This is a genomic window from Limnospira sp. PMC 289.06, assembly GCF_032350395.1.
Taxonomy (GTDB): Bacteria; Cyanobacteriota; Cyanobacteriia; order Cyanobacteriales; family Microcoleaceae; genus Limnospira; species Limnospira platensis.
This window is the reverse complement of sequence record NZ_JARPLC010000001.1, coordinates 124,132-150,020: the sequence shown is the minus strand read 5'-3', so window position 1 is coordinate 150,020 and position 25,889 is coordinate 124,132. Positions and strand designations below refer to the sequence as shown.

The window sequence follows — 25,889 nt, the reverse complement described above, 5'->3', positions numbered from 1 at the left end:
ATGGGAGAAATTGTTTCTCCTTGACTTGAGTTAGATTTGGGTGTTTCCTTAGTATGTTCAGTCTATGAGGGATGTCCCCTAGTTCCCAATCGAGGCGGCTATGGCCAAGATGTTGTCAAGAAATCCTTTAAGATTTTAGGCGATCGCGACACATTTCGCGACAGATTCACGGTAAAATTAGACGAGGCGAAACTGCTAAGTCTACCAACTCTGAAGTTCAGGGTTATCTCTTGAAAATGCTAACGAATGAATGTCGCCGAATGAGACTCCGACCCTAAGTATTGCGATCGCCCGTCTGAATTCACCCACAGGCAACCACTTCGCCACCTGGGTGTTTAATTCTGTCAATGCCAGCGATTATGTCCACCATGATTGTATCTGGCCGGAATCTCTGTCACAATTATGGCAAGCCTGGTTAGAAATGTTTTCCCCAGATAGCTTACCCCTGGCGCTGAGTGAGTCGGCCATGGGTGAGCCATTGAGTCTAGCACCATTATCACCAGATCTGGAAACCAAACCCAGCTACAGCAGCCGACTAATGCAGCAATTGGGAATAGATTTATGGCAGTGGCTGTTTCAGGGACCAATTCAAAGCAGTTTCCACCGTTGTCAAGGACTAGCCCTAGGCCAAAAGTGTCCGCTGAGAATACGATTAGATGTGCGATCGCCTAATTTAATTCCCCTACCATGGGAAATTATGCAATCACAGCCGGGACAACCAGCCATCTCCCTAAGTCCCAGGCTGTTATTTAGTCGCACTACCTGTGATGTTCAACCATTAAGCGATCGCCCCCTAGTCCCAGCCCTAAACATCTTATTAGTTTTAGGTCATAACGACATCCCCCCATGTCAAACCCCAACAGCCACAAATTCCCATAGGCTGCAATTAGAAACGGAAGCCTCACAAATTGCCCAAGTTTTAGCCAACAGCACCGACCCAGGATCTGACTCATCAAGAAGCGATCGCCTTCCCTGTTTCATAAAAACACTAATCCAGCCCAGTGTAGCCCAACTAATTACCGAACTAGAAACCCCCCAGCAACTAGGCCAGATACCCTATAACGTGATCTTCTATGCCGGTCATGGCTTCACGGGTCCTGATGGTGGTTTATTATTTCTACAAGAGCAAACTACCATTAATGGTACAGAATTAGCTCAAGTTCTAGTGCGCTGTGGTATCACTCTGGCGGTATTTAATGCCTGCTGGAGTGCTGTCCCAGCCATGGAATTATCATCGACTCTACAAAACATCACTCTTCCCGCCATTCCCAGCAGCAGCTTGGCTAAAGTATTAATCCATCATGGAGTCCCAGTGGTTTTAGGAATGCGAGACTCCATTACCGACAGCGAAGCCCTCAGTTTTATTCAAACCTTTGCGAGAGCCTTATCAGAAAGGATGCCCATTGATCGGGCTGTAGCGATCGCCAGACAACAGTTGCTGACCCTCTACAAATTCAACCAGCCAGCTTGGACTCTGCCCATATTATATATGCACCCTGAGTTTAATGGCTTGCTAGTCCCCACCGAGGAGGGTATTCGCACCCAACTACCCGCCAACTCACCCACCGCCCTAGGATATGATCTCCCCTGCGCTTATCTGAAACTCCAGGAAACTGAGGAAGTCACATCAAAAAGCTGGCTAATAGAAGCGGGACGGGTTCAAATAGGGCGATCGGAGCAAAATGATATTGTTTTGCATGAATCATGGATTTCTAATCAACACGCTGAGATTTTCTGCCGCAATGGTAATGGGTCGCCCACAAATCAGCCCACCTACTTTCTGCGGGATTTCTCCCGCTACGGTACTCTAATTTGGGAGGAAAATAACCAGAAGTGGCAACGCATTCATCATCAAGAGGTACAACTTACATCGGGAACTAAGTTAAAATTTGGCAGTTCCCAGGGTCGGATTTGGGAATTTGTGATTGATAGCCTGTAGAACTATATCCTCAGAGAAGTTGCGGAATTGCTGCTCTCAGTTTTGTAGCTATGGGTGCGGGATAGTATCCCGAACAATTGTCCATTATCCGGCTATCCCGAACCTTGGATTATGCTGTCAACAAAGGATGTTGCTCAATGACTAAACTTAATTGTCACAATGGCGAGACTGAATTGGATTTATGGTCACTACTGTTAGATGACTCGGAAAATTCTGCCTATCCCTGGAGTCCTGAACAAGCAGAATCTTATGGATATTTTGAGGAGGCAGATCTAAACTTGTCTGTGTCAGAGTGTCTCAGTAACGATGATATAACTGAAAGATCCCAAGTCTTCTTTGAACATATAGAAAATCTTTGGCCGCCGATTTCTCTGTATCAATTATTAGTTGAGAAATTGACACTTAATGGCGGGGTAACTCTTCTATCTCGTATCCCTGAAGATATACTTAGGGGAATATCTAAAGCAGCAGTTGTTCAGGATCAGGCTTTCCAGAGTCTGGGTGAACAGCTTGTATTTTGTGTTAGTCAGATTCTACCTCAGTGGGACTCGGAAGATTTGCAGGTTCTCGCCCGTCCTATGGTTAATGCTATGCGCGGAAATGACAATCGCGCCCTAGAATCAATATTTACTAAAGTGGGTTCCCAAGAATGGCATGAACTCTCACAGGTAGAACAAGCTCGCTTGAGTTTGGCGATCGCTCATTATGCCCTCGCTTTAGCAACCACTACCGGAACTTCTGATCAGGAGAGTTAATCAACTGTATTTATTTGATGTTTCAAAGACTGTTAACAATTGTGGCAATTTTAGGGAAAATATCTGCCCAAAAGTTGACGATATTATAGGGGTTATGGTATCATGGAAGAAATCGCACCAAAGGGGTTATTGTGTCTATACGCAAAAAAAGAGGCTATAACCCTGATTCTATCGTCCCCCAAAATATTATCTGGGCAAAAATTAAAATTCACGATGCACCCGTAGGGGCAGATTCTCCGACCATCTTCGCTCTCCACCAGATTATTTGTTGGTTCGCCCTTGGTGATACCTATTGACAAAAATAAGGTTTTGTGCATAAGAACTCAGGAAAGGGAACCGGGAAGGTAGGGGGTCAATCTGTTTTGGGTAAAATCGGGAAATATTGATAGGCTAATGAAAGCTGTAGTGGAGTGTTGATACACCAGGGGAAGATAAGTGTCTTTAAGTTATGGTTAATGGTGTCTGTAAATGTCACCAGAGGGCTGATAGAGACTAGAGGCTGCTCAGGCGATTGTTTAAGGATAACAGACAACCATTAAGCACACAGGGAAGATATTTAGCGAGGGGTTAAGTCCCCGCTGCCTGAACACCTAAGAATCCCTGGCCTTTGTGGGCGGGAAATGTCAAAGAATAGCTGAGGGTAGAGTACGTGAATATGAAAGCGATGATTTTGGCTGCTGGTAAGGGGACTCGTGTTCGCCCTATTACTTACACGATACCGAAACCATTAATTCCGATTCTTCAAAAGCCAGTAATGGAGTTTTTGGTAGATTTGCTGCGTCGCCATGGTTTTAAGGAAATTATGGTCAATGTAAGCCATTTAGCTGATGAAATTGAGAACTATTTTCGTGATGGTCAGCGGTTTGGGGTAGAGATTTCTTACTCATTTGAGGGGAGTATCGAAGATGGTCAACTGATAGGTAAGGCTTTGGGGTCTGCTGGGGGAATGAAAAAAATCCAGGACTTTAACCCATTTTTTGATGATACTTTTGTGGTGTTGTGCGGGGATGCCCTCATTGATTTAGACCTGAGTGAGGCGGTAAAATGGCATAAAGAGAAAGGTGCGATCGCTACTGTGGTGATGAAATCTGTACCCAAAGAGGAGGTTTCCAGCTATGGGGTGGTAGTTACGGATGAAATGGACAGGATTAGGGCTTTTCAGGAAAAACCATCTGTAGAAGAAGCTCTCAGCACCAGTATTAACACGGGAATTTATATCTTTGAGCCGGAGATATTTGATTACATCCCCTCTGGGTGCGAGTATGATATTGGTAGCCAACTGTTCCCCCATTTGGTGGAAATAGGCGCGCCCTTCTATGGGATTACTATGGATTTTCAGTGGGTAGATATTGGGAAGGTTCCCGACTACTGGCGGGCTATTCGCAGTGTGTTACTGGGTGAGGTGAAAAATGTGCCGATCCCCGGTAGAGAAGTGGCTCCGGGAATTTATACGGGGCTAAATGTGGCAGTGAATTGGGATAAAGTCCATATTGAAGGACCGGTCTATATCGGTGGTATGACCCGCATTGAAGATGGTGCAACTATTATTGGTCCGACTATGATAGGTCCGAGTTGCTCAATATGTAGCAACTCCTATGTGAGTAATAGCGTGATTTTCGAGTATTCTCGGTTGGGGCGTGGGGTGCGCCTGGTAGACAAATTGGTGTTTGGTCGCTACTGTGTGGATAAGCTGGGAGCTTCTATTGATGTTCAGGCGGCGGCTTTGGATTGGCTGATTACTGATGCTCGACAGGCTGTGGGTGATCCCCCAGAAGAACATCAGGCGATCGCAGATATTCTCAGCACCTCATAACTTTTTGGTAGGTTGTATGTATAAATCTTCCGTGGTCTTGTACGGGGGGGTTATCGAATCATCCTCTGTTTCGAGCGGGTTATTTCCGAAAAGCGACCCACTTCCCCTAAAACTGGCTGAACCTGGTGTATCTTACGGTTCAGAAAAGTTGGGCGGTGATGGTGATTATAAACTGGTTGAGGTTCTAGTGGATATACTCACCCTCCGCCAGACAGAAGACACGGAAGACATAGAACAACTTTATACCTACCAAGTGCCCCCTCATTTAGATATTATGCCGGGGGATATTCTCAGTGTCCCCTTTGGGGCTCAACAGATAGGGGCGATCGCCATTAGGTTAACATCAGAACTGCCAGAAAATCTGAGGGAACCGGGTAAGGCTACCTCTATCAAGCTGCGTCCGGTAGAAGATATCACCGCCAAGGGATTTTTCCCGGCTCATTATTGGCAATTATTACAACAGGTCGCCCAGTATTATCAAACTCCCCTAATTAGGGCGATCCGAACCGCCCTCCCCCCCGGACTCCTAGGCCGTAGCCAGCGACGTATTCGTTTAGTTAATGATGCCATTCCAGGCGGTGCTGAAGAGTTTTTGCAACCCAAAGCCCAAAGGATTTTACAAGTTTTGAAGCAGTCAGCTACAGGAGACTATACCTGGCAGTATTTGCAACGACAAATTAAGGGAGGCTCTCGGGGACTACAGGATCTGATCAAACGGGGTTGGGTGGAAAGCTATCTGGAACCGCCGACACCACCGCGCCCTAAACTCAGACCAGCAATCACCCTAGTGATAGATTGGGTAGAGTTAGACTTTATAGATATCACCCCCCGCCAGCGAGAGGTCCTGGAAATTTTGCGGCGGCGGGGTGGGGAAATGTGGGTAACGGATTTATTGCAAACCTGCAATACCAGTTCTGGGTTACTCAAAACTCTGGAGAAAAAGGGATGTGTGGTAATTGGCGATCGCGAAATTCTACGCACGGAACAGGGTATTCCTACAATAGCCGATCAGCCTTTATCTCTGACTGAGCATCAACAACAAGCCCTAGATGTGATTTTGGGGTTATCTGGTTTTCATCAACTGCTGTTGCATGGTGTCACAGGTTCGGGCAAAACTGAGGTATATTTACAGGCGATCGCCCCCATTATCAACCAGGGTAAATCAGCCCTAGTCCTAGTGCCGGAAATTGGCTTAACTCCCCAACTAACCGATCGCTTTCGCGCCCGGTTTGGTAATCGGGTATTTGTCTATCATAGTGGTTTGTCAGAAGGTGAACGCTACGACACCTGGCGTAATATGATCGAAGGTACTCCCCAGGTAGTTATCGGAACGCGATCGGCAATTTTTGCCCCTTTACCCAATTTAGGCTTAATTGTTCTTGATGAAGAACATGACAGCAGCTTTAAACAAGACCAGCCACAACCATGCTACCATGCCCGCACTGTCGCAGTATGGCGGGCGGAACTGGAAAACTGCCCCTTAATTTTGGGTTCAGCCACTCCCGCCCTGGAAACTTGGCAACATCATCGCCATAATCATAACCCATCCATTCATTATCTATCTCTACCGGAAAGGGTCTTATCTCGCCCTCAGCCTCCTATAGAAGTAGTTGATATGCGTCGGGAATTGAAGCAGGGAAATCGATCCATTTTCAGTAGAAGTCTACAATTGGCGATCGCCTCTTTGCGAGACAATAATCAGCAGGGCATTTTATTCATCCACCGTCGCGGACATAGCACCTTTGTTTCCTGTCGCAGTTGTGGCTACGTCATGGAATGTCCCCGTTGTGATGTTTCTCTCTCCTATCACCACATTCACGCCGAAGCTATCCCATACCTACGCTGTCACTACTGCAACCATTCCCAATCCTACCCCCAACGCTGTCCCCAGTGTGACTCTCCCTATTTTAAACATTTTGGCAGTGGGACCCAACGAGTCGCCCAGGAATTAACCCGCCTTTTTCCAGAATTGCGGTTTATCCGTTTTGACAGTGACACCACCCGCACCAAAAATGCCCACAGAATTCTCTTAACTCAGTTTGCTAACCGGGAGGCTGATTTATTAGTTGGTACTCAAATGCTCACCAAAGGTTTAGACTTAGACTCTGTAGGGCTCGTCGGTATTGTCTCCGCTGATGGACTTCTGCACCTGTCCGACTACCGCGCTAATGAACGTGCTTTCCAGACCTTGCTACAGGTAGCCGGACGTGCGGGACGTGGTAACGACCCCGGACAGGTGATTCTACAAACCTATACCCCCGAACATCCCGTCGTGGAAGCCGTCCGCAACCATGCTTATGATTCTTTTGTCGAAACCGAGCTACAACACCGCTCAGAGCTGAATTATCCCCCCTCTGGTGGCTTGATTTTACTCCGGTTAAGGGGTTACGATGCGATCGACGTTGAACAAACCGCCCACCTGATCGCCTCTGAGTTAACTTCTGAGCTGCTTCCGGGAACTTGCGAACTTTTGGGACCCGCACCCGCTCCCATTATGCGTGTTGCTAATCAATACCGCTGGCAGATTTTATTAAAATTCCTCCCAGGTCAGACTACCCCGCCTCCCTCTCTCGCTGCTTTGGCTGAAAAATGCCCCCAGTCTGTTCGCTTTTCCATTGATGTTGATCCTCTCAGTTTCGGTTAATTATTGCCACTTATCCCCCCACAGCCATAGTTTTTTCCCAACTATCCAGTCATCTCGTATCGTGGATGACAAATTTTAGGGCTAGATCTGTTATGGTAAATCCAAAGATTTGGGTATATTAAGGTAGGCACTTTGTCAAATAATTGTTATAATTCGTAATAATTTCCGGGACAAGGGTGGCCATCCTAGAAAATTAACCCAAATTCACTTTTAAGGAGTTCACGTCATCATGGAATCTAGTAGCTTATCTTTGGAACAACAATTTAACCTGTCCTCCTTTAGAATGCAGGTAAACCAAATGAGCCGGGAACAAGCCCAGGAGTTTTTGGTTGATCTTTACGAACAAATGTTGGTTAGGGAAAATATGTATCAGCACTTTCTCAAGTATCAGTGGGGCTTAGAACCCAATTCCGGTGCTGAGTAAGTGGATATTACCCCCATACTTAGTGGGCCACCTCTGTCTCTTACTCTCTTTTTCTGAGAAGAAGCGAGTTGGGGGTAGTCGGGTGTTCACTGACTCACATTAGCCTGGGTCGGAGTCCAAAATGGCGAAATTGCAGATAGTCTTGTAAAATGCGATCGTGGTCAAAGCATAGATCCTGGGGAATGCGCCAGGGCTCAAAGATTTCTAAATTTTGAGCATCATCAGCCGCCTGGGGTTCTCCCTTCGCCGTAGCGATAAATACCACAGCTAGGGTATGTTGGCGAGGGTCTCGGTTAGGGTCTGAGTAGACATGGAACTGTTGAATTAACGTGACATCTAGCCCCGTTTCTTCTTTGGCTTCTCTGGTGGCTGCGGTTTCCACTGACTCGCCGTAGTCTACAAATCCTCCAGGAATAGCCCAACCATAGGGGGGGTTTTTCCGTTCTATTAATACAATCGGTCGCGATCGCCGATCCATAAGTTCGATGATGATATCTACTGTCGGCGCGGGATTACGATAGCTCATTGATGATCATGTCCGTCTAGGTATGCTCAGATTTGCTAAATAACCTGAAATAGGTAGAAACCCAAAACTCTTTAATCGGGATAGCCACAAATGTTAAAGGGTTAATGGTGACAATAATAGTCCTCACGTCGGACTTGGCTTGTTTGATAATTTGCTTTGCTACCCAGTCGGCTGACATCACCCCAATCGGGTTAAGGTTACTTTTAAAAGGCCCTAAAATCAGCTTACGAATCACACAGGGAGAGTCTAGGCGACGTAATGTGATTAAATCCCCTAAAGTGCGTTTACTGAGTTCATACAGAGGACTAAAAGCCGGGCTAACTTCCGCCTCCGAAGTATTTACCCAGACCTCCTTGCGGGCGATATCTGTGTTGGTGCGAACCGTTTTTAAAAACAATTCTAGCAGTCGCCAACTCGAGAAAGTATTGATTTCGTAGGATTTGGCGATCGCCTCTGGGGTTCGCTCACCGTGTACATTAATACCATGATTGATAATTAGGATATCTACCGTTTCCAACAGATTCGCTAATTGTTCCTCTTCGCCTACTTGCCAGGTTATAGTTTTTAGGGGTAATTCTTCCTGGTCAATGGTGACGGTGACAGTTTGGGAAGTTGATGATAAAGCGATCGCCTTCGCCCCAGAGTTGTGGAGGTGTTTAAGTAGCGATCGCCCTAAACTCCCAGAAGCGCCAGTCACCGCCACTGTTTTACCTTTTAGAGAAAGTCCTGTCCCCATAATTTTATCTAAAACCGTGAGAGTCCCGCAAAAGTAGGCATTTTGGTTATCAAAATGGTGTCGCCAGTGATAAGATTGGTTCACCAATAACCGCGACGGTGGCTGAGAAAAAGCACCCGGAAGGTGGGTTAAGTCAGTCAGTGTGTCCGCGTTGGGAATTCCTGAACCTCTAGCGATCGCAGGTAGTAGAAAGCCGAGGGTGTACACTGGACCTGTCAGCGTCAACCAGTGAGGATCTCCTGTCAGCCCATAGATACCCAGCCAAAACCCTAAACTGAATACTAACATCACCATCGCCTCTGGCACATCATTATACCAGTGTGCTTTCCGATAAATCTCCTCACTTTTGATGCTATAGTCGGGACGAAATACCCGATGATGCCAAGAATGGAGGCGATACAGGGGTTGCCAAACATGGGCCAGGGCGTGGTAGGTGTCTCGCACTAATTCTACCCATACCACCGAAGCTACTACCCAAACTGTATTTATGATCACTACCGTTAGCATAAACTTAGAGTTTCAGACCTCATTGATTTTGTGAAAATTTCCCATTTAGCATTGTATATGCCAAAGAGCTGTTAAATGTTTGAAACTTCCAGAAAATCTTGATTCTGGCAATTGGGCTGATTATCTCTAACCAAAATGAAGGGTTAGACACCTTCCCCCTCTGACTGGATGCAGATGGTTATCTGAATAATAGTGTATACTGAGTTATTTATTCTGATTTGATATAAATGGTATGGGTTCAAAGACCTGGAAACGCTTTGTAGGTTGGGCTTTGTTGGGTTTGCTGTTGACTTGGGGGGTTAGTTGCGCCTCCCCAACTACTGATCAAAGCGATCGCCGTCAGGTGGAGTTTTGGACAATGCAGCTTCAACCTCAGTTTAATGACTATTTTAATCAGTTAATTGCTACCTTTGAAAATGATCACCCCGAAGTAAAAATTCGCTGGGTAGATGTACCTTGGTCAGCTATGGAGAGTAAAATATTGGCGGCGGTGTCCGCCCAAACCGCCCCCGACCTGGTTAATTTGAACCCCGATTTTGCCTCCATGTTGGCGGGTCGCGATGCTTGGTTAAATTTGGATGAACACCTATCCGAAGAAGTGCGATCGCTATATTTACCCAATATCTGGGAAGCTAATATGATCCAAACCTGCGACGGTGATAATTGTCAAAATCGCACCTTTGGCATTCCCTGGTATTTGACTACCCAAATTGTCATTTATAATCAGAATTTACTCAATCAAGCAGGTATTGAAAATCCTCCCACCACCTATCAGGAACTCGCCACAGTTGCCCAAACTATTCGCCAGAGAACCGGAAAATATGCCCTATTTGTTTCCTTTGTTCCCACCGACTCCGCCCAAGTTTTACAGTCCTTAGTTCAGATGGGAGTTCAGTTAGTTGATAATAATAGAAAAGCCGCTTTTAATACTCCCGAAGGTCGCGCCGCCTTTCAATATTGGGTTGATTTATATCAACAGGATCTGTTACCCAGAGAAGTCTTAACTCAGGGACATCGAAGGGCGATCGAATTGTATCAAGCTGGGGAAATTGCCCTATTGACCACCGGACCTCAATTTTTTAGAGCGATCGCAGAAAATGCCCCCGATATCGCCAAAGTTTCCGCCCCATCTAGCGCCATTACCGGCGAAAATGGTAAAATCTCCGTCGCCGTCATGAACCTAGTTATACCCCAAAATACTCGCCACCCAGAAGATGCCATAAATTTTGCCTTATTTGTCACTAATAGTCCCAATCAATTAAACTTTGCCAAAGCCTCAAACGTCATCCCTTCCAGTATTCAAGCATTAGAAAATCCCTTCTTTCAAAACATCCCAGCAGATGCTACACCCCAAGACAAAGCCAGGAAAATTAGCGCCCAACAGATGCCAAACGCTCAAGTTTTGATTCCACCCCTAGAAGACATCAAAGAATTGCAGACCATTATTTACAACAATTTGCAAGCAGCCATGTTAAATCAAAAAACTGTTGATCAGGCGATTTTAGATGCTGAAACAGCTTGGAATCGGCGCTTAAATTAAGCCTTTAAGTTCAACTCAACCCAACTTTATCTAGGGTGGTTGCTATTCTCATATTCCCTTAAACAACCACCCCATTTTATTCCTATATCCCCTAATAAGCCATGCAAATTATTCGGAATACTCCCAGCCAATGAACCTTCTTGATGCCATAATTCTTGTAGTTTATTTAATCCGTTCATCACCTGATTTTTAACCTCTTCAATTTCCCCGCTAATTTTCGCCGAAAGTTGCTGCTTTTCCCGGATTATATCCTGTATTTTTTCATTCCATATATGGATTTTATCATTAGTCCTGTTGTCTAAATCTTGGCAAATTTTTTTAATCACATTTATCTGATGTTGTAAATTAGATACTTCCTGGTTAAGCCGTTGTTTGCGTCCTTCATTTCTTGCATATAATTGTTGCAGTTGATAGTTATGATACTCAAAGCCTTGACTATCATCTATCTCTATCTCTAGCCGGAGAATACTGCATTCAATCATATCTTTTTGTTCTTCCAAACTTTTGATATGTTCGAGATTTTTTGACAGAGACTTAATCAACAACCTTTTCGCATCATTAATATTTTCCGAGAGTTTCCTAATCTCCTCTTCAACCCTACCTTTTCGGCTTTCCAGATAATTAGGATTTTGTAAATCCATAACCCTGTTAATTTGGGTATATATATCATCAACAATTGTATTAAATAACTGTAATTTTTCGCGCCGTATCTCATCTTGATAATTGGGAATAGTCCCATTATCACCCCTCTTAATTTCCCTCAAATAATTTCTAACCACACCCATCAGCATATCATTAGTCTGGTTTTTAAAAATCCTATAACACTCACCAGACAAACGATTCCTCTTCAGTAAACAATCATAATCAGTGCATTTATGACGCGCGCGGTCCAGACCTTTAGACTCCTTCAGTATTTCTAATACCACTGGTGGCGAAGTAGTAAGTTTAGCTTGAGGAATATGATAAAGCATACTAGATATAGCATTCCTAATGACAACTCTAGTAGTGCATCCTGATAATTAAGAAACCCAGTTTCTCCCGTCTGCTGGAAAATAGGGGTGGGAAACATGACCAGAAACCAGGTTTCATAAACCGTGACTATTTAACCATACTTCAGATAATCAGCCAGTTAATTAACCCAGAGATAACCTTACCTAAATCCGAGATAATAGTTCTTGTTTTTTCGCTTGAAATTCCTCCTCACTCAAAACACCTTGCTGCTTCAATTGACCCAATTTCTCTAAAGTTTGATAGATATTAGCCGCCTCATCAGCCTTGTCTTTTTCCAGGTCAGAAACATAGTTTTTGCCCCTTTCAAAAGCCGATTCATAAGCCCACTTAACCTCTTCTTCCGCAAAATTATTCAGAGACCCACCACTAGAAAAATGGTTAATAGCAACCTGTCCCACCGCATAGGTAGAAGCCCCAGAAGTCAAAGCCATTGAAGTCCCACCAATTAACGAACCAATACCCGGAATTGCCTTAATGAAACTAGAACCCAAACGAGCAATAGTTGTACCTGTTAATGCCGAAACAAATGCTTTTCCCGTACTAACAGAATAGTTGACTCCATACAGTTTAGCAAGTTCCTGTAGCATTTCCATTTGAATAGCAGTAACTGCCATAAAATCCACTATGGGGATAGGGATTAATCCACCTCCCATTGACCAGAGGACGTGATTACGAATAATAGCATCTGCTTCGGTTTTTTTACTCATGAGGAGTACCTGGTAAACAATAATGATTTGGGGGGGCGCTTCGGGAAATGTCGCCAAAACGACCCTCTTTTACTTTACCCTTTCCCCAAACTGTTTAGAATTGCTAATCAATCAATCTATAACCCCCTAAAGCCCAGCCAGTCGAGTTTTTCAGCCCCATGACTCAGCAGCTAGGTCCCACCGCCTTAACAAAAATTAACAAACTCATTTTTCCTAGAAGATAAACCTTTTTGGCATTCTCCAGAGTCTAAAATTGGGCTTTCTGGTAGCCAACTTAACTATAATCAATCATAATTATCAAGCTATAACTCATAACTCGACTTCCCTACTTATCCTTTATTCAAGTAGTAGGGAATCATCCCATAACATTGTTAAAACGGAGATTAAAGCGTGGATATTCTATCCAACACCGTCGCACTGTCGCGAATGCAATTTGCACTCACAGCCATCTTTCATATGTTGTGGCCGGTTCTTACTACAGGGCTAGGTATCTACCTAGTTATTATTGAAGGACTATGGCTGAAAACTCGCAACCCAGACTATTATTATCATGCCAGATTTTGGTCTAAATTTTACGTCCTCAACTTCGGCATAGGTGTCGCTAGTGGCATTCCTATGGAGTTTCAATTTGGCACTAATTGGGCTCCTTTATCAGAAGCTATTGGTAACTTTTTTGGTAGTGTGATTGGCTTCGAGGCATCATGGGCGTTTATGCTAGAAGCCGCATTTTTGGGAATTATGGTATTTGGTTGGGAGCGCGTTAACCCCACTATTCACTTTATTTCCACCATTCTTGTTGCTTTTGGTGCTAATCTTTCAACCTTTTGGATTTTGTCGGCTAATTCCTGGCTGCAAACCCCGGCAGGAGTGGAAATGGTGGATGGTAAATTTGTCGTGCTTGACTATTTTCAAGCCATCTTTAACCCCTTCATGTTCAACAGCTTTCTGCATATGTTCTTCGCAACATTAGAAACATCCCTATTTGTGATTGGTGGAATTAGTGCTTGGTATATCCTCAAAAAACGCAATCATCAGTTTTTCTCCAAATCCCTAAAAATTGCGATCGCTGCTACTATCGCTGTCGCACCAATGCAGCTTTATATAGGACATTTGAGTGGCGAACAAGTTTATCACTACCAACCCACTAAATTAGCCGCTATGGAGGCGCAGTGGGAAACTATCCCCGCTGGACAGTCTGCTGATTGGAGTTTGTTGGCTTTTCCTAACCCCCAGACCCAACAAAATGATTGGGAAATTACTATCCCGAATGGTTTAGGGTATATTCTGGAATTTAAAAAAGAATTATCCGAACCTGTCTTGGGTTTAAAAGAGTGGAAACCAGAAGATAGACCGCGTTTGTTGGGTTTGATTTACTACTCTTTTCGGATTATGATTGCTATTGGTTTCTTTCTAGCCGGACTTATGGCGGTTACCGTTATTCAGTGGTTACGGGGGAAACTTTCAGCCGACAATATTACTCAACAGGGTTGGTTAATGTGGGGTTGGATTATTTCCGCACCCCTGGGTTATATTGCGGTTGAGGCTGGCTGGACTGTCCGTTGTGTAGGACGACAACCTTGGACGGTTTATAATGAAATTCGCACCGTTGATGCTGCTTCTAATTTACCCCCGGAAAATGTCTTAACTACTTTGGTGGGTTTTGCTGTGGTTTATAGTTTGCTCTTCGTGACTGCGATTTATTTTGGGAGTCGAATTATCCGCCGTGGTCCGAATTTGGAGTTGGCTATTCCTGGTGGAGTTCGTCCGGCTTTTGATACTAGCCCCGGTCAGTTTTCCCCGGACGAAAGACCAGCAGAAACTCAAGGTTAACTCTGGTTTTATCTTACCCGAAAATTAGGGGCGATCGCTACATCGCCCCCACCCATCATCAAGTCATCACCCCGGAGAAGAATTAATGGAAACTTTGCAATATTTACTCCCTCAAGTCTGGTTTGGAATTTTGGCTTTATTCCTGTTTTTGTATGTGATGCTAGATGGCTTTGATTTGGGGGTGGGAATTTTGTCTATCACTTCCTCCAGCGAAAAACGCCGCAGCATCCTGATGACCAGTCTTAGTAATATTTGGGATGCTAATGAAACCTGGTTAGTGTTGATGGGGGGTAGTCTATTTGGCGCGTTTCCCCTGGCTTATAGCACTATTCTTAGCGCCCTATATGTGCCGATTTTTGTGATGATTTTTGGCTTAATTTTTAGGGCGGTAGCTTTTGAATTTCGCGAACAAGCTACTAATAAGTTATTCTGGAATTTTGCCTTTGGGGCGGGTAGTTTTCTGGCGGCTTTGGGTCAAGGTTTCGCCCTCGGTGGGGTTCTGGAAGGGATTAAGGTTGATGCTAACGGTCATTTTATTGGCACTACTTGGGATTGGTTACGTTTCCCAACTATAGTAGTAGCATTAACTTTGATTCAAGGATATGTTTTGATTGGGTCTACCTATCTAATTTGGAAGACTGAAGGCGAGTTACAAAAAACTCACTATCAAACTGCTAAACTTGCGGCTATTACTACTTTAATCGGCGCGATTATAATCACTGTGGTAACGCCGATTTTTTATGAATCAGCCCGCGATCGCTTATTTTCTCAACCCCTAGTTTATATCTTTTCCCTAATCCCGATTTTGGGAATAGCCTTAATTGGGTTATTACTCAGAAGTCTAACTCGTCAGGAAGAAAGAACCCCATTTATCTGGACAATTTTAATTTTTGTCCTCACTTTTTTGGGATTAGCAATGGTCGTTTTTCCCTATATTATCCCCCCGACAATTACCATTTATCAAGCGGCGGCTGACCCCAGTTCAATGGTGGTTATGATTATTTTTGTCGGTGCTTTAATTCCGGTGATGTTGTTTTACAACATTTATCAATACTTTGTCTTTCGTGGGAAAGTTACCGAGGCGGCTTATGAGGAATAGTCCCTAATAGTTAGGGAGTGTCTCACTCCCTAGATAAAATCACTATAATTATACCAGATACCCCGACCAACCGTTATAATAACCATCAAATCCTATTAATTTGTTAATTATGCGAAAATTCATCAAGTCCCTGTTGGTAACTACTTTGGGAAAATTAGTTACCACGGGTCTAATTACTGCGTTGGTGGTTATTTATGCTTCCCACCAGGTGACACATTTACACGCGGCGGAGTCTAAACACTTTCTCTGGTCTGTAGAAACTCCCCAAAATCAAGTTTATTTTTTGGGTTCTATTCATGTTTTGAGTGCAGATGATTATCCTTTACCCCAAGTAATGACTGATGCTTTTAATCAAGCTGATAATGTGGTATTTGAACTGAATATCAATGACCTGGAAAGTCTGGAAAGCCAAGATATTATGCTAGAAATAGCTACGCCGCCAGATGGTAAAACCTTGCTAGATTTAATCAGTGATGAAACTTATCATCTGGTTCAAAAAACCCTGGAAAAGTTGCAATATCCTATCCAAATATTTGCGAATTTTAAGCCGTGGTTTGTGTCGATGTCTTTGATGTCATTACAACTGCAAAATCTGGGTTTTGACCCGCTTTATGGTGTGGATAGATACTTTTTTGAGCAAGCGATCGCCCAAGACAAAACCATCATGAGTTTAGAAACCATGAGCGACCAACTCAAGATATTTGATAGCCTGTCCTGGGAACAACAGGATGAGATGCTCAGACAAACCCTCAAAGAAATTGACACCTTAGAAAACTCATTTCAACAAATGCTACAGGCTTGGAAGTCGGGAGACAAACAGACTTTAGAAAATTTGATAATTACTGGCTTTAAAGATTATCCAGAATTGGGAAATCGCCTTTTTCGCGATCGCCACATTAAATGGATGACCGAAATACAGAAGTTTTTAGAAGATGATAAAAACTATTTGGTCGTCGTTGGTGCTGGTCATTTAGTGGGAGAAGATAGTATCATCCAAATGTTGCGCGACCAAGGTTATTCAGTCCAACAACAATAACCACAGCTCAGGAAATAAAAAAAGCGGGTAATTAACCCGCCCAATTAACTATTATAGCGGTTCGGTGGATTGGTGAGGTACTTTTCAAAGCCCCCTTCGACAAGCTCAGGACAAGCCTCTCCCGTATGGGAGAGGGGTTTGGGGTGTAGACGCGCAGCGGCTTCTCTTTGAGCGGGCTGTACCTTATGGATATGAGAAACGCTATAACTATTGAGAGTCAATCAAACCCCAATTATCCTTGAGAACCCGGAACCCGACAACCAATGATAATTTCCTGGGTTCTGGGGTAGTTATTGAGAAGTTGATAAAAAAGCTGTGAATTAAAACTTCTGGGGTCAGATCTATGACCAGATCTATCAACAGCTTGATGGGTAGTAATGCGGTCATTAGGAACCCCTGTGCGGGAAACTAACCAAGCCAAAGACTGATATTGAGCCATAGTATATCCACTGTGGCTAGACCCGTTATTCATGCCATCTACGGGCGTTTCCAGGGAAACATGATAAGCAAAATTATTGACAGAAGCGGGATATTTAGGATGAGTCCTGACGGCTTCTTCACCGCGACGACCAACAAAGACAGAATTTCCCGCGCCAAAAGCCCTTAAATCGGGAGGGACAATATAAACAATATCCCCATTGAGGGTAATTAAGGTATGGTAACTGGCTTGATTATCTTCGGAAGTGTGGCGAGTGCGGAAAAAATTAATGGCATTTTGACTGGTGGTAACAGTTTCGTGGAGGACAATAATTGGCTGATTATTGTTCAGTTGACCATTGATATCATAGACAAACCGCTGGCCGTAGTTAGTCTGATTGGCGATCGCCTGATATTCTTGAGGAGTATGACCAGAGTAATTTTGAGTTAAGGGACGACGAAACCGCGTCAAAGGTGCTGGCTGTTCAATAGGGGGACCCACCTGGGTAGAAGCCACAGCTACATTAGTAGTAGGTCTAACCCCACAGGTAGGCTGCAATTCTAAATTAACATTAGCCACTTCCTCGGCTACCACCAGTCCCCCAGTAGACAAAACCATAGGAACCGCCAAAGCCACCACAAACATGATCAACAGCAAAACCGGGGTAAATTTTAACTTCATCTAAACAACCGCAAACCATGAATAAGGGAATTTTCAACAGTTTAATCCAAATATTCAGGATAAGCGATCGAGATCTTAAAGTTTGCCTAAAGGCTGAACCGGAAACTCCCAACAGTTCCCTACAATAGAAGCCAAGGCTACAGTATCGACATCGACTCAGCCTGAACTCAACGGAGAATTTAACTTATGGTACAGACAGCAAGCGGTCAAATGCAGCCAGATCCCCTAGGTTTAGATAGAGGATACTACTTAGATCGCGACTGTACAACCCTATCGCGGCACGTTTTACAGCAACTCCAAAGTTTCGGTCCAGATGCTCAAGATATTAGCGCCCTGATGAACCGCATTGGACTAGCGGGGAAACTGATCGCCCGTCGTCTGTCAAGGGCGGGGTTGGTAGAAGGAACCCTAGGATTTACGGGAGAAGTGAATATCCAGGGGGAAGAAGTGAAACAAATGGATTTTTTCTCGAATGCAGTTTTTATCTCGACCTTCAAACAAAGCGGCTTAGTGTGTCGCCTAGCTTCCGAAGAAATGGATAAACCCTACTACATCCCGGAAAACTGCCCCATCGGACGCTATACTCTGCTTTATGACCCCCTAGATGGTTCCTCTAACCTGGATGTTAATATGAATGTGGGTTCCATCTTCGCGATCCGTCAACAGGAAGGTTACGACGAAGAAGGAGAAGCCCTAGACTTATTGCAAGACGGTCATAAACAAATCGCTGCTGGATACATCCTATATGGTCCTAGCACGCTCCTGGTTTACTCAATTGGTACGGGGGTTCATTCATTCACTTTAGACCCCAGTCTGGGGGAATTTATCCTGGCTGAGGAAAACATCAAAGTTCCCGAACATGGTCCGGTCTACAGTGTTAACGAAGGTAATTTTTGGCAGTGGGAGGAATGCTACCGAGACTATATCCGTTATGTTCACCGCCATGATGGCTACACAGCCCGCTATAGTGGGGCTTTGGTGGGAGATATTCACCGCATCCTCTGTCAGGGAGGAGTATTCCTATACCCGGGAACAGTGAAAAACCCTGATGGTAAATTGCGCCTATTATATGAGTCGGCACCAATGGCCTTTTTAATGGAACAGGCGGGGGGTCGCGCTAGTACGGGTAGTCAGGATATCTTAAATGTGGTTCCCGAAAAACTCCATCAACGCACGCCTCTGATTATTGGTAGTAAAGAGGATGTAGGTTTAGTGGAGTCATTTATAAGCGATCGCAAACGTCGCGAAACGGAAACTTAGATCAATAATAAAATCCGGCAACCTCTGTTAACTTAATTATTCACGACAGCCTAGATGGTTACACTCTCAGAAAATCCCCTCCGCGTTGGTCTACAACAAGACCGCATTCCCGAACCCCAAATTTTAGTAATTTTCGGGGCTTCCGGCGATTTAACCCAGCGTAAGCTAGTTCCCGCCATTTATCAAATGCACCTCGAACGTAAGTTACCCCCAGAATTAACCATTGTTGGGGTAGCACGCCGAGACTGGACTGATGACTATTTTCGTGAGCATCTTCGACAGGGTATTGAAGAATTTGGCGGCGGGCTACAATCGGAAAAAATATGGCATAACTTCGCCCAAGGCTTATACTACTGTTCCGGTAATATGGACGAACCGGAAAGCTACCAAAAGCTAAAATCCCTTTTGGCTGAATTAGACTCGAAACGCCTAACCCGTGGAAATCGGGTATTTTATCTATCGGTGGCTCCTAGATTTTTTGGAGAAGCAGCCCAACAACTGGGACAAGCCGGAATGTTGGAAGACCCCAAAAAGCAACGCCTAGTTATTGAAAAGCCTTTTGGTCGTGACCTGGGTTCGGCGCAAGTCCTTAACCGGGTGGTGCGTAATGTCTGCACTGAGGAGCAAGTTTACCGTATTGACCACTACCTCGGTAAGGAAACAGTACAGAATTTGATGGTGTTTCGGTTCGCTAACGCTATTTTTGAACCGTTGTGGAATCGTCAGTTTGTTGATCATGTACAAATAACGGTGGCGGAAACTGTAGGCTTGGAAGGACGAGCGGGATATTATGAAACGGCTGGGGCGCTGCGGGATATGGTACAAAACCATTTGATGCAGTTATTCTCGCTCACGGCTATGGAACCCCCTAACTCTTTGGATGCTGATAGTATCCGCACGGAAAAGGTTAAGGTGGTACAAGCTACCCGTCTGGCAGATTTTAATAACCTAGAAACAGCAGCAGTCCGAGGACAATATATCAAGGGATGGATGAATGGTCAGCAGGTTCCGGGCTATCGTGACGAAGATGGCGCATCACCAGAGTCTACTACGCCTACCTATGCGGCTTTGAAACTTAGTGTTGATAATTGGCGCTGGAAGGGTGTACCTTTTTACCTGCGTACTGGTAAGCGAATGCCTAAGAAGGTTACGGAAATCGCTATTCAGTTTAAGGAAGTGCCTTTTTTAATGTTCCAATCTGCTGCTAAACAGGCTAATCCTAATGTGTTGGCGCTGCGAATTCAGCCGAATGAAGGGATTTCGATGCGGTTTGAGGTGAAAACTCCGGGAAATTCCCTCAGAACTCGCTCGGTGGATATGGATTTCCGCTATGATACGGCTTTTGGTAAGCCTAGCACTGATGCTTATGCTAGGTTATTGATTGACTGTATGCTGGGAGACCAAACTCTATTTACGCGAGGGGATGAGGTGGAAGCGTCCTGGCGGGTTCTAACTCCGGTATTGGAAGCCTGGGATGCTCCGGCGAAGCCAGATAGTATCCCTTTCTATGAGGCGGGAACCTGGGAACCTGTGGAGGCGGAACTATTGCTTAACCGGGATGGTCGCCGTTGGCGTAGGCTTTGATATTTGGGTCTATCTATAACTTTTGTTCGCGTTCAATCAATAAGCTACTGAGTTAAATATGAATACACCACTTGTTGCACTCCAGAAACCAAAGGATATTTCTCTGAGTGAAATTGAGGCAGAACTTAATAGCATCTGGCTTAGTCAAAGTTTCGGTCAGGGTAAAACGGCGGCGATCGCTACTAGGGCGGCTACTTTTAGCATGGTGATCTATGAACCGGAGGAGTTTCAGCAACTCCTGGGGGGTCTCGGCTTTTATAAAGGGGCGATCGATGGTATTCATGGTACGGAGACCCGTGATGCTGTTCGTGATGCTCAAAAGGCTTATCAATTGCCGATTACGGGTCGGGTAGATTCGGATACCCTGGAACACCTACGCACTGAGTTTGCTAAACTTTCCCCAGAACAGCGGGTGATTAGAAATATTGATGCTCGTGGATTTAGCATCAGCGAAACTATTGCTAACCAAAATCCCTGCCGCATTATCACTCTCTGTCCGACTTGGGGAGAAGATACGGGAGTTACGGCCCAGGTTTCTGCCTATTGTCCCCTACAAAACAACAAGGAAGAGGGTTTAATCTGTTGTGAATATGTCACCCTCCGAGGCACTAAGGCGGCTTTGGAAAGGGTTAGTAATGTGGTCACATCTTTATTAATTCCCGATTTGCCTAAGTTTGTCTGGTGGAAGGCTACCCCTAACCCGGAACAAGAATTGTTTAAGCATTTGTCCTGTTGCAGTAATTGTGTGATTGTCGATTCCTGTTATTTCAGCGACCCTGAATCGGAATTACTCAAAATGCAGGAACTGGTTGACCAAGAAACCTATATTGCTGATTTGAATTGGCATCGTCTCTCGCCTTGGCAGGAGTTGACAGCGGCTACTTTTGACCCCCCAGAACGTCGGATGTATCTTGGGGATATTGACCATATTACCCTCGACTATGAAAAGGGTAATGCGGCTCAGGCTTTGATGTTCCTCGGTTGGTTTGCTAGTCGTTTGCAGTGGGAACCTCTGGAGTTTACTGAGTCGGGGGGAGACTATGACCTGAAGCACGTTAAGTTCCGTGGTCCTGATAATCAGGAGATTATTGGGGAACTCGCTGCTATTCCTATGGCAGATACTGGGGAAATTCCGGGCGATTTGGTGGGTGTGCGCCTGACTTCTACTAATCCCAAGGCTAATTGCTGCACTATTCTATGTTCGGAAACTACTGGCTGTATGCGTATGGAGGCGGGGGGTAGCGCCCAGTCGTGTCAGACTGAACAAGTGACTTCGGTGACAGACCAAAAAGCAGAATATCTGATGGCGCAACAGCTACAACGCTGGGGCCGAGATGTTTTGTATGAGGAAAGCCTGGCGGCGGTATCTGCAATTCTCAATCTGCGCTAGGTTTTGGTATAATCGGTTACTTTAAGGATGACTGGGATACTATAAAATCGGTCTGTGTTTTGGGGTTTGGTGTTGCTGGCGATCGCTTTTGTCACAAAATGGAGGCGATCGCCTCACACTTACTTTCAAAAATACCCATATTTTTAAGTATTAAAAATCCTGGTTTAATTGGAAGCCAGCCAGCCAGAGGTTGGCAAGACTACGGAAAGCATCTACAATATAGCGCGAATTTACATTGATATCATCAGAGGTGTCTGAATATGTATTCCCATAAAGATAATTCCCCGGAAACCCCGGAAAATGAACCACTTATCCCTCAGCAAAATGTCAATAATTCCACGACTACCTCAGAAATGTCCCCGGCGCTCAAAACTGGGTCTATTGTAGCCCTAATTGCGGTGGTGATGATGGCGGTGGTTGGGTCGCTGATGGTTAGTCCTGACCCAGCTACCACAACCACAACTCAGTCGGAAGAAGAGACGACTATGGCGACCGAATCTGAGGGTAGTATGGAAGTGGTGACTACTCCCGCCGCCTCTGTGGTGGAAGAAACGGCAGAAACTACTCCAGAGGAAACAACAGCAGCGACAACTACTGATGCACCAGAAACGGCGGCGACTCCGGCACCAGTAGAGGAGACAACGGCGACGGAGACAACAGAAACTCCTGATGCGATCGCTTCTGAACCTCAGACCCCAGAAACTACGGAGGATATTACTGCTACGACTCCAGAAACGACTCCAGAAACTACACCAGAAACTACAGCAGTATCAGAGTCCCCGGAAACTGAAGCAGCCATGACTCCTGACCCAACTCCTACGGCTGAGATGACCACGGGAAACGAGGTGGCGGCAGCTCCTGAGACGACGGTGAATATTGAAGAATTGAATAATATTATTTACGATAAAATTGACCGGGCTTGGACTGTGAAAGGAACCCCGGTTCCTACGGCGGTCAGTTATATGGTGACAGTGACTCCGACGGGGGCGATCGCTGAATTTGAACCTAAGTCTTCTGAGGCTTCCGAAAACGTTGATAATACCCCTCTACCTGCTCTAGTGGAATCTGATGCTATGGCGGCGGAAACTTCGGGTCAGACAGTGGTATTTGAGGTGGTATTTACAGATAGGGGGGTTTTGGAGGTGAGACCTTCTCAGCAATGATAGCCTGGCTTTAGCGATCGGGTTTTGTACATAATGGGAGTATGGAAATTTTTAGCAAAACCTCCCAAATGCCAGAAACCCAGCCACCCCAACCACAAACGACTTCCGATCAATCTCGGTGTGTCCTGGTTTGTCAGCATCAGTCCTGCTTGCGGAATGGTTCCCAGGAGACTCTGAAAGCCTTTGAGGATGCAGATATCCCTAATGTGAAGGTGGAGGCTAGTGGCTGTCTAGGACAGTGTAATATAGGTCCGACGGTGCGGGTAATTCCCGATGAGACTTGGTACTATCGAGTTCAACCGGAGGATGTTCAGGCGATCGCCAGCCAACATTTACAGGGAGGAAAACCTGTCCAGGAAAAACTCAATCCTAGGATACATCCTCAGTTCAATTTTTAAGCCGGGTAACATCAGATAACCATTTTTCTAAGCGATCGCCTAAAGCTGCTAAGGAATATTCCTTTTCGGCTACAGCGCGACATTGGCGGCGGTCAATTTGCTCTAATTTGGCGATCGCATCGACCAAACCCGTTACGCTGTCGGGTTCAACTAGCCAACCCGTTTCACCATCTCGGACAATTTCGGCGGGTCCTCCCCGTCGATAACTAATCACGGGAACCCCACAGGCTAAGGCTTCAATAGCGACATTTCCAAAGGCTTCTACCCAGCGATGAGTCATTAATAAACCCCGACATTGACGCAGACCCTGTTGTAGTTCATCTGTCTTCAAAAATCCCCGGTAATTTAAGGGTGCATTCGGATAAGTATTCAGGATATTTTGCCAATATTGATCATCCTGAATTTTGCCAAAAATTTCCAGAGGGATACCTGTTTGAGCCGCCGCCGCCACCGCATCCTCTAAGCCTTTTTCCGGGGAAATACGACCCATCCAAGCTAGTTGTTGATGGGGTTGCTCACAAAACTGATAGCGCTCCATTTCTAAGCCACTTCCTAAACAAGCATAGTCTAGGTCTGAACCAAAGGTGGCGGCTTGGGTATGGCTATGAAATCCGACAGTCCCCGGAAACTGTTTCATCACCTGACCAACTATCTGATCTAAGGCGGAAATTAGGGAAGCCATACTGACCCAATGAGCGATGGGAGTATCGAAAAAGGGGGTGAGATAAAATGGTAACCAATCAAAGGCACAATTGACAATTGCATGATAGTTTGTCTGTACCTGTCGCCCATATTCCCACATATTTCCTAACACAGAATTTTCGGGTATGGTAATCAGAGAATCTCGGTCTTGATTTTGGGCGATCGGTTGTAGTTCCCCCGGAATTTCTATAATTGATAGGGACTCTAACACTGACCCAGAAGGCGCAACAACGGTTATATCATGACCTCGGCTTTTTAAGGCTTTTGCCATATTCAATAATGTTAATTCGACTCCCCCACCTAATCCTGAACCTAGGGGACCTACGGGGGTTGATATAAATAGTAATTTCCAGCTTGTTGGAGTCATATTATTAGTTGATTAACTCGAGTAATTTTGTGCTATAATTAGTCCGATGCACTGTGACGGCAGAGGCGATCGCTTCCCGTCCCTTTGGGTAGCTGTAAACAGATGAAAACTAACCGCCCTGGGATAGGTTTATGGGCGTATCGTCTGGGGCTAGGAATATCGAACATAGGGCTAGGGCTTGATTACTGCATTTCCTTGTATTTTAATCGTTTTCCTTTGCGACGTAGATAACGTTTGATTTCGATTTCTGATGTAACCCAAGTATTCATTTCTTCATCCCAATAAAATTTTAGGGTCTGGCGAATACGCAAAGTTCTGACCCGTTGGTGAGATACTCCTAAAATCCGCATTACATCAGACTGTCGGAATTTGGGCACATTATTGAGGTAAGAGGTTCTGGCTTCGGGTTCATCTTCATCACATACCGATTCCCATAGATGGTGAATACTATTAAGAATCGCTTGAGAAGGTTCACCGCGACCATTTTCCCAACGATTGACACTACCACGAGACACCCCAAGTTTTTGGGCTAACCCTTCTTGGGATAAATGCAGTCTCCGTCTCAAGGTTCGCATCAAGATCTGGAGATTCGATTCAATCTCTGACATTAGCTTTCAACTGTGGTTTGCTTTAGTGTACAGTTTAGCCTGAACGTCTCGCACACAACCATTAAGACTATCAAATATATGATACCTTGGCGTTAAACGTTAATTTTGTTTAAGAATCTAGTCCATTCACCTTGTGGACTAAATCGGCGGGCTGGATTTGTTCATAATATTCAAAGGGTTGATGAATCCAGGGATTATTACTCAGAAAATCCACATAATAATCGGGGACAAAGGTAGAACAACTTTTATACCAGATTACTCCTGTACGAATTTCCGTAATCTCATCAGGGTAGTGTTCTGTTAACCAAACCATCGAACGTTGAAGACTAATCCCAGAATCAGTTAAATCATCTACTAACAAAATGCGATCGCCCAAATTTTCTGTAGTCATGCTAAGATGATGGGCGATATGAAGTTCTCCTCGGATTTTTCCCCCCGGTCCGCCATAGGAAGAAGCCGCCAAAATCCCTAGGGGTACATCATAAATACGCGAGAGTATATCCCCAACTCGTAGCCCTCCCCTAGCCAGACAAATAATCTGATTAAACTCCCACTGGGATTGATATATTTTAGCTGCTAAAACTTCGATTTTTTGGTGATATTCAGACCAAGAAATATATAAGTCACTCATGGATAATTGACCATTAATATATTGATAATTATCTGATTAATTGCAGTTAAACAGCATCCCAGAGGTTGGATATTAGCATTGAAGCGAGGAACCTAATAGAGTTAGCCAGAACCCCAAGGG

Annotated in this window: 25 protein-coding genes; 16 read left to right on the top strand and 9 right to left on the bottom strand. The window is 44.9% G+C overall.

What is annotated here, in order from left to right; genetic code table 11:
* The first annotated feature begins 36 nt into the window (after window positions 1–36).
* The 6 genes from P5674_RS00690 (at window position 37) to P5674_RS00665 (ending at window position 7,575) form a co-directional block, all read left to right on the top strand.
* The gene (locus P5674_RS00690) at window positions 37–234 is read left to right on the top strand and encodes a hypothetical protein (protein WP_014274016.1); all 198 of its coding nucleotides are present in this window, start codon (window positions 37–39) and stop codon (window positions 232–234) included.
* A 16-nt stretch (window positions 235–250) separates the two neighbouring features.
* Window positions 251–1,939 (top strand): CHAT domain-containing protein, encoded by a 1,689-nt coding sequence (locus P5674_RS00685; protein ID WP_014274015.1) that lies wholly within the window; start codon window positions 251–253, stop codon window positions 1,937–1,939.
* 137 nt (window positions 1,940–2,076) lie between these two features.
* The gene (locus P5674_RS00680; protein ID WP_006619258.1) at window positions 2,077–2,694 is read left to right on the top strand and encodes a hypothetical protein; all 618 of its coding nucleotides are present in this window, start codon (window positions 2,077–2,079) and stop codon (window positions 2,692–2,694) included.
* A gap of 655 nt (window positions 2,695–3,349) precedes the next feature.
* Window positions 3,350–4,507 (top strand): sugar phosphate nucleotidyltransferase, encoded by a 1,158-nt coding sequence (locus P5674_RS00675; protein ID WP_006619259.1) that lies wholly within the window; start codon window positions 3,350–3,352, stop codon window positions 4,505–4,507.
* A gap of 16 nt (window positions 4,508–4,523) precedes the next feature.
* On the top strand, window positions 4,524–7,151 hold the full coding sequence (gene priA, locus P5674_RS00670; protein ID WP_006619260.1) for a primosomal protein N': 2,628 nt from the start codon (window positions 4,524–4,526) through the stop codon (window positions 7,149–7,151).
* A gap of 229 nt (window positions 7,152–7,380) precedes the next feature.
* Window positions 7,381–7,575: an NblA/ycf18 family protein gene (locus P5674_RS00665; RefSeq protein WP_006619261.1), complete on the top strand. Its 195-nt coding sequence runs from the start codon at window positions 7,381–7,383 to the stop codon at window positions 7,573–7,575.
* 94 nt (window positions 7,576–7,669) lie between these two features.
* On the opposite strand, the gene P5674_RS00660 is transcribed toward P5674_RS00665, so the two are convergent.
* The gene (locus tag P5674_RS00660; RefSeq protein ID WP_006619262.1) at window positions 7,670–8,101 is read right to left on the bottom strand and encodes an NUDIX domain-containing protein; all 432 of its coding nucleotides are present in this window, start codon (window positions 8,099–8,101) and stop codon (window positions 7,670–7,672) included.
* 16 nt (window positions 8,102–8,117) lie between these two features.
* Window positions 8,118–9,344 carry a bifunctional sterol desaturase/short chain dehydrogenase gene (locus tag P5674_RS00655; RefSeq protein WP_006619263.1) on the bottom strand — a complete coding sequence of 409 codons (1,227 nt, stop codon included), beginning with the start codon at window positions 9,342–9,344 and terminating at the stop codon, window positions 8,118–8,120.
* Window positions 9,345–9,576: 232 nt separating this feature from the next.
* Between P5674_RS00655 and P5674_RS00650 the strand changes: the two genes are divergently transcribed.
* Entirely contained in the window at window positions 9,577–10,884 is a 1,308-nt protein-coding gene (locus tag P5674_RS00650) for an ABC transporter substrate-binding protein (protein ID WP_006619264.1), read from the top strand.
* Window positions 10,885–10,910: 26 nt separating this feature from the next.
* Here P5674_RS00650 and P5674_RS00645 read toward each other — a convergent pair whose 3' ends face one another.
* Window positions 10,911–11,675, bottom strand: a complete 765-nt coding sequence (locus P5674_RS00645; protein WP_231852063.1) for a hypothetical protein — start codon at window positions 11,673–11,675, stop codon at window positions 10,911–10,913.
* 363 nt (window positions 11,676–12,038) lie between these two features.
* Window positions 12,039–12,602: a DUF697 domain-containing protein gene (locus P5674_RS00640; protein ID WP_014274008.1), complete on the bottom strand. Its 564-nt coding sequence runs from the start codon at window positions 12,600–12,602 to the stop codon at window positions 12,039–12,041.
* Between the two features lie 390 nt (window positions 12,603–12,992).
* Between P5674_RS00640 and P5674_RS00635 the strand changes: the two genes are divergently transcribed.
* The 3 genes from P5674_RS00635 to P5674_RS00625 all read left to right on the top strand — a co-directional run bounded on the left by P5674_RS00635 (window position 12,993) and on the right by P5674_RS00625 (window position 16,567).
* A complete protein-coding gene (locus P5674_RS00635) occupies window positions 12,993–14,432 on the top strand; it encodes a cytochrome ubiquinol oxidase subunit I (RefSeq protein ID WP_006619267.1) in 1,440 nt (479 codons plus the stop codon).
* A gap of 85 nt (window positions 14,433–14,517) precedes the next feature.
* On the top strand, window positions 14,518–15,531 hold the full coding sequence (gene cydB, locus P5674_RS00630; RefSeq protein WP_006619268.1) for a cytochrome d ubiquinol oxidase subunit II: 1,014 nt from the start codon (window positions 14,518–14,520) through the stop codon (window positions 15,529–15,531).
* A 109-nt stretch (window positions 15,532–15,640) separates the two neighbouring features.
* A complete protein-coding gene (locus P5674_RS00625; RefSeq protein ID WP_006619269.1) occupies window positions 15,641–16,567 on the top strand; it encodes a TraB/GumN family protein in 927 nt (308 codons plus the stop codon).
* 232 nt (window positions 16,568–16,799) lie between these two features.
* Here P5674_RS00625 and P5674_RS00620 read toward each other — a convergent pair whose 3' ends face one another.
* The gene (locus P5674_RS00620; RefSeq protein ID WP_006618830.1) at window positions 16,800–17,666 is read right to left on the bottom strand and encodes a peptidoglycan recognition protein family protein; all 867 of its coding nucleotides are present in this window, start codon (window positions 17,664–17,666) and stop codon (window positions 16,800–16,802) included.
* A 186-nt stretch (window positions 17,667–17,852) separates the two neighbouring features.
* On the opposite strand from P5674_RS00620, the gene fbp reads away from it, so the two are divergent.
* The 6 genes from fbp to P5674_RS00590 are packed head-to-tail and all read left to right on the top strand — an operon-like array spanning window position 17,853 to window position 23,461.
* Entirely contained in the window at window positions 17,853–18,926 is a 1,074-nt protein-coding gene (fbp, locus tag P5674_RS00615; protein ID WP_043467878.1) for a class 1 fructose-bisphosphatase, read from the top strand.
* A 54-nt stretch (window positions 18,927–18,980) separates the two neighbouring features.
* The gene (gene zwf, locus P5674_RS00610) at window positions 18,981–20,510 is read left to right on the top strand and encodes a glucose-6-phosphate dehydrogenase (RefSeq protein WP_006622479.1); all 1,530 of its coding nucleotides are present in this window, start codon (window positions 18,981–18,983) and stop codon (window positions 20,508–20,510) included.
* Between the two features lie 58 nt (window positions 20,511–20,568).
* Window positions 20,569–21,900 carry a glucose-6-phosphate dehydrogenase assembly protein OpcA gene (opcA, locus tag P5674_RS00605; RefSeq protein WP_006622478.1) on the top strand — a complete coding sequence of 444 codons (1,332 nt, stop codon included), beginning with the start codon at window positions 20,569–20,571 and terminating at the stop codon, window positions 21,898–21,900.
* Window positions 21,901–21,959: 59 nt separating this feature from the next.
* Complete coding sequence (locus tag P5674_RS00600) at window positions 21,960–22,139, top strand: hypothetical protein (RefSeq protein ID WP_014274002.1); 180 nt, start codon at window positions 21,960–21,962, stop codon at window positions 22,137–22,139.
* Between the two features lie 21 nt (window positions 22,140–22,160).
* On the top strand, window positions 22,161–23,063 hold the full coding sequence (locus P5674_RS00595; protein WP_315669710.1) for a ferredoxin-thioredoxin reductase catalytic chain: 903 nt from the start codon (window positions 22,161–22,163) through the stop codon (window positions 23,061–23,063).
* Between the two features lie 41 nt (window positions 23,064–23,104).
* A complete protein-coding gene (locus P5674_RS00590; RefSeq protein WP_006618835.1) occupies window positions 23,105–23,461 on the top strand; it encodes a (2Fe-2S) ferredoxin domain-containing protein in 357 nt (118 codons plus the stop codon).
* Here the strand turns inward: P5674_RS00590 and P5674_RS00585 are convergent.
* The 4 genes from P5674_RS00585 to P5674_RS00570 form a co-directional block, all read right to left on the bottom strand.
* Window positions 23,451–24,530, bottom strand: a complete 1,080-nt coding sequence (locus tag P5674_RS00585) for a glycosyltransferase family 4 protein (protein WP_014273999.1) — start codon at window positions 24,528–24,530, stop codon at window positions 23,451–23,453. The two genes, P5674_RS00590 and P5674_RS00585, sit on opposite strands and share 11 nt — an antisense overlap.
* Before the next feature lie 38 nt (window positions 24,531–24,568).
* Window positions 24,569–24,697: a hypothetical protein gene (locus P5674_RS00580; RefSeq protein ID WP_315669709.1), complete on the bottom strand. Its 129-nt coding sequence runs from the start codon at window positions 24,695–24,697 to the stop codon at window positions 24,569–24,571.
* 15 nt (window positions 24,698–24,712) lie between these two features.
* Window positions 24,713–25,138: a helix-turn-helix domain-containing protein gene (locus tag P5674_RS00575; protein WP_043467874.1), complete on the bottom strand. Its 426-nt coding sequence runs from the start codon at window positions 25,136–25,138 to the stop codon at window positions 24,713–24,715.
* A gap of 109 nt (window positions 25,139–25,247) precedes the next feature.
* A complete protein-coding gene (locus tag P5674_RS00570) occupies window positions 25,248–25,769 on the bottom strand; it encodes a phosphoribosyltransferase (RefSeq protein WP_315669708.1) in 522 nt (173 codons plus the stop codon).
* Window positions 25,770–25,889: the final 120 nt, after the last annotated feature.